Origin of the sequence: Cereibacter changlensis JA139, from assembly GCF_003034985.1 — a bacterium.
Lineage (GTDB): Bacteria > Pseudomonadota > Alphaproteobacteria > Rhodobacterales > Rhodobacteraceae > Cereibacter > Cereibacter changlensis.
In genome coordinates this window covers 1-4,421 of sequence record NZ_PZKG01000217.1, presented here as the reverse complement: position 1 = coordinate 4,421, position 4,421 = coordinate 1, and the positions used below count along the sequence as shown (strand labels likewise).

The 4,421-nt window shown below is 69.5% G+C and carries 6 protein-coding genes; 3 read left to right on the top strand and 3 right to left on the bottom strand.

Going from position 1 to position 4,421, the window contains the following annotated elements; translation table 11 throughout:
- The first annotated feature begins 136 nt into the window (after nucleotides 1–136).
- Complete coding sequence (gene aspS, locus C5F48_RS22065) at nucleotides 137–1,912, top strand: aspartate--tRNA ligase (protein ID WP_107665893.1); 1,776 nt, start codon at nucleotides 137–139, stop codon at nucleotides 1,910–1,912.
- Nucleotides 1,913–1,936: 24 nt separating this feature from the next.
- Here aspS and C5F48_RS22060 read toward each other — a convergent pair whose 3' ends face one another.
- Entirely contained in the window at nucleotides 1,937–2,641 is a 705-nt protein-coding gene (locus tag C5F48_RS22060) for a response regulator (RefSeq protein WP_107665892.1), read from the bottom strand.
- Between the two features lie 222 nt (nucleotides 2,642–2,863).
- On the opposite strand from C5F48_RS22060, the gene mce reads away from it, so the two are divergent.
- Complete coding sequence (gene mce, locus C5F48_RS22055) at nucleotides 2,864–3,268, top strand: methylmalonyl-CoA epimerase (RefSeq protein ID WP_107665891.1); 405 nt, start codon at nucleotides 2,864–2,866, stop codon at nucleotides 3,266–3,268.
- Entirely contained in the window at nucleotides 3,265–3,540 is a 276-nt protein-coding gene (locus tag C5F48_RS22050; protein ID WP_107665890.1) for a DUF1467 family protein, read from the top strand. The genes mce and C5F48_RS22050 overlap by 4 nt, the downstream gene beginning before the upstream one ends.
- Before the next feature lie 3 nt (nucleotides 3,541–3,543).
- On the opposite strand, the gene C5F48_RS22045 is transcribed toward C5F48_RS22050, so the two are convergent.
- On the bottom strand, nucleotides 3,544–4,230 hold the full coding sequence (locus C5F48_RS22045; protein ID WP_107665894.1) for an EI24 domain-containing protein: 687 nt from the start codon (nucleotides 4,228–4,230) through the stop codon (nucleotides 3,544–3,546).
- The coding region (locus C5F48_RS22040; protein WP_441302627.1) for a nitroreductase family protein at nucleotides 4,230–4,421 on the bottom strand (192 nt) is incomplete at its 5' end. The genes C5F48_RS22040 and C5F48_RS22045, both read right to left, overlap by 1 nt.

Below are 4,421 nucleotides of genomic sequence, written 5' to 3'. Positions count from 1 at the left end.
AGCCGCTTGGCTCGGGCGCGCTCCGCGCGGGAGTATTGCTGCCAAGAAGAAGCGGAAGGGCGGGCGGGCTTGACTTCGGGCCTGCGCGCGTGTGTATCGGCGCGAAATGAAATCGAGCCTCGGAAAGGGGAGCGTGATGCACGCCTATCGCAGCCACACTTGTGCGGAACTGAATGCAGGACATGTCGGTCAGGACGTGCGGCTTTCCGGCTGGGTGCATCGGGTGCGCGACCATGGCGGGGTGCTGTTCATCGACCTGCGCGACCATTACGGCATCACCCAGGTGATCGCCGACAGCGACTCGCCGGGCTTTGCCGCGCTCGAGAGCGTGCGCGCCGAATGGGTGGTGCGGATCGACGGCGTGGTGAAGGGGCGCGATGCGAGCCTCGTGAACCCCAAGCTACCGACCGGCGAGATCGAGGTCTATGCCAAGGGCGTGACCGTTCTCGGCGCCTCGGACGAGCTGCCGATGCCGGTGTTCGGCGAGGTGGATTATCCGGAAGAGACGCGGCTGACCTATCGCTTCCTCGACCTGCGGCGCGAGAAGCTGCACCGCAACATGATGCTGCGCTCGAACGTGGTGCGCTCGATCCGCAACCGGATGTGGGCGCAGGGCTTCAACGAGTTCCAGACGCCGATCATCACCGCCTCCTCGCCGGAAGGGGCGCGCGACTTCCTGGTGCCGAGCCGTCTGCATCCGGGCAAGTTCTACGCCCTGCCGCAGGCGCCGCAGCAGTTCAAGCAGCTGATCATGGTGGCGGGCTTCGACCGCTATTTCCAGATCGCCCCCTGCTTCCGCGACGAGGACCCGCGCGCCGACCGCTCGCCCACCGATTTCTACCAGCTCGACCTCGAGATGAGCTTTGTCGAGCAGGCGGATGTCTTCGCCGCGGTGCAGCCGGTGATCCAGGGGATCTTCGAGGAATTCGCGCCGGGCAAGACCGTCTACCCCGACTGGCCGCTGATCGCCTATCGCGATGCGCTTCTTTGGTACGGCTCGGACAAGCCGGACCTGCGCAACCCGATCCGGATGCAGATCGTCTCGGAGCATTTCGCGGGCTCGGGCTTTGCGATCTTTGCCAAGCTTCTCGAGACCGAGGGCACCCAGGTGCGGGCGATCCCGGCGCCGGGCGGCGGCAGCCGGAAGTTCTGCGACCGGATGAACGCCTTCGCCCAGAAGGAAGGTCTGCCGGGGATGGGCTATATCTTCTGGCGCAAGGCCGAGGATGGCAGCATGGAGGCCGCGGGGCCGCTGGCCAAGAACATCGGGCCGGAGCGGACCGAGGCGATCCGGCAGCAGCTGGATCTGGGCGAGGGCGATGCGGCCTTCTTCCTTGGCGGCAAGCCCGAGCAGTTCGAGGCGGTGGCGGGGCGGGCGCGCAACGAGATCGGCCGCGAGCTGGGGTTGACCGAGGAGAACTGCTTCAAATTCGCCTGGATCGTCGATTTCCCGATGTACGAGAAGGATGCCGACGGCAAGATCGACTTCTCGCACAACCCCTTCTCGATGCCGCAGGGCGGGCTGGAGGCGCTGCAGGGCGATCCGCTGCAGGTCTATGCCTATCAGTATGACCTTGCCTGCAACGGCTACGAGCTGATCTCGGGCGGGATCCGCAACCACAAGCCGGAGATCATGTTCAAGGCTTTCGAGCTTGCGGGATATCCGGCCTCGGAGGTGGAGAAGCGCTTCGGCGGGATGGTGAAGGCCTTCCGCTACGGCGCGCCGCCGCACGGCGGTTGTGCGGCCGGGATCGACCGGATCGTGATGCTCCTGGCCGAGGAGGCCAATATCCGCGAGGTCATCATGTTCCCGATGAACCAGCGCGCGGAAGACCTGCTGATGGGCGCGCCCTCGGAGCCGCTGAACGAGCAGCTGCGCGAGCTGCGGCTGCGCGTGGTGCCGAAGGACTGAGGCCGCGGCTGAGGCTGGCGGGCCTCAGAGCGGGCTGGCCGCGCCGATGCGGGCGCGGAGCAGGGCGTCGAGCCGGCGCAGGGCCTTGGGCTCAAGCAGCGGCTGGCGCGCCGCGGCGGCCAGCGCCGGGTCGCGGCTGATCCGGGCGAGGCCTTTGAGGAAACTGCCGAGATAGGCCGCCTCTGCGGCATCCGGCCGGGGCTGGGCGGCGAGCCGGGCGGCCAGACGCAGGTCGTCGCGCAGGGCCAGCGGGTCGGGCGGCGGCTGCGGGCCCGGCGCTTCGGCCGGCGGGTCGGGCAGGGCGGGCAGCAGGTCGAGCAACGCCTGCTGGAACCGGGTCAGGCTGTCGACCGGCTTGGCGAGGAAGGCCCGGGCCCCGGCCTCGAGCGCGGCGGGGCCGAGATCGGGATCGCCGCTGAGCACGAGGGCCGGCGGGGCGCCGGCGGCGGCGCGAAGCTCGCGGATCAGGCCGAGGCCGCTGCCGTCGGGCAGGCCGGGATCGACGATCACCGCATCGGGCCGGTAGGCGGCGAGATGGGCGCGGGCGGACTGCAGCGTGTCGGCGCGGCGCATCCGGCAGCCGGAGCGCCGGCAGAGCAGGCGCAGCGCCTCGGCGGCGAAGCGGCTGTCCTCGACGCAGAGCAGCACCAGCCCGTCGAACGGCAGCCGGCCGCGCCCCGCTGCGGGCAGCTGGATCGGGCTGTCGGGCGGGCAGGGCGAGGGCGGCATGGCGGGCTTTCGCGGGATCGTCCCAGAGAAGCGGCGGGAAGCTAAGATCGGGTAAAGGCCGCGGCGCGGCGGCGCGAGAGGGCAAAATTTCTGCGAAATTTTGGCGCGGGGCGGCCGGCGTCGCGCGGGGGCAGGGGGCGCGGCCATGAGGCGCGGCAGGCTGGCCCTTGCCTCGCCGGGGTGTTGGCCGCATATACGGGCAAGGCTTGGAGGGAGTGCGGGATGATCGGACGGCTGAACCACGTCGCCATCGCGGTGCCGGATCTGGAAGCGGCGGCGGCGCAGTATCGCTGCACGCTGGGCGCCGAGGTCGGCCCGGCGCAGGACGAGCCGGAGCATGGCGTCACCGTCATCTTCATCACCCTGCCCAACACCAAGATCGAACTGCTGCATCCCCTGGGCGCGGAGTCGCCGATCGGCGCCTTCCTTGCCAAGAACCCGGCGGGGGGCATCCACCATATCTGCTATGAGGTGGAGGATATCCTCGCGGCGCGCGACCGGCTGAAGGCCTCGGGCGCGCGGGTGCTGGGGACGGGGGAGCCGAGGATCGGCGCGCATGGCAAGCCCGTGCTGTTCCTGCACCCCAAGGATTTCAACGGCTGTCTCGTGGAGCTCGAACAGGCATGACCATCACCGCCGCCATCGTGCTGTTCTCGGTTTCCTGGTTCATGGTGTTCTTCATCGTGCTGCCGCTGCGCTTCGAATCGCAGGCGGATGCCGGCGAGGTGGTTCCGGGCACGCCGCGCTCCGCCCCCTCGGGCTTCGTGGTGCGGCGCAAGGCCTGGATCACCACGCTGGTCACCGTGGTGGTCTGGCTGGTGCTGGCGGGGATCATCCTCTCCGGGGTGGTCTCGGTCGACCTGCTGGACCGGCTGACCTGGGGCAACGTGAACGCCTGAGCCTCAACTGCGGTTCAGCCGGTGGAAGAGGTGGGTGAAGCTCGCCGCGCCCAGCACCGGCACCAGCAGGTTCACCAGGGGGATCGACAGCGGGATCGCCATCAGCGTGCCGGCGAGCCAGACACGGCCCGCATGACGGCTGCGCAGCGCCTTGGCGCCGGCGGGGCCGAGCCGGCGCATCGCCACCAGGGTGAAATACTCGCGTCCGAGCAGGAAGCCGTTCAGCCCCCAGAACAGCACTGGCGCCAGCGGTCCGGCGACGAAGTAGAGCACCAGCGCCACCAGGTTCACCGCGACGAGCAGGGCGAAGAAATTCGCGCTGTCGATCAGCTGGTCGCCGAAGCCGAGCTTCAGCGCCGGCGGCAGGCCGGGGTAGTGCCGGTCCTCCACCGCCTGGGCCACGTCGTCGAGGAAGAAGCCGGAGAAGGCCGAGGCGACCGGGATCATCAGGAAGACCGAAAGGCCGATCATCAAGAGGGCCGAGCCCCAGCCGACAATGTCGTCGAGCCCGGAAAAGCTGCCGACCCAGGGCAGGGTGATGCTGTCGGGCAGGAAGAGCTGCAGCGCCCAGAGGAAGCCGAAGGTGACTGCGGCGAGCAACGCCAGCGACAGGCCGACGCCGAGCAGCAGCACCCGGCGGAAGCGCCGGTCGCCGATCTGCGCCAGCGCCTTGAGGAAATCGCCGAGGATCATGCCTCCACCCAGGTGACGAGTTGGGCGAGATCCGGGCGCGGCCGGTCGGGCGGGGCGGCGGTCTCGGTCCCGAGATGGAGGATGCCGGCGACGAATTCCTGCGGGGCGAGGCCGAAGGCCTCGGTGACGAAGCCGCGGTCATGCGCCACCCAGCCGCTGAGCCAGTTCGCGCCCCAGCCCGCGGCCTC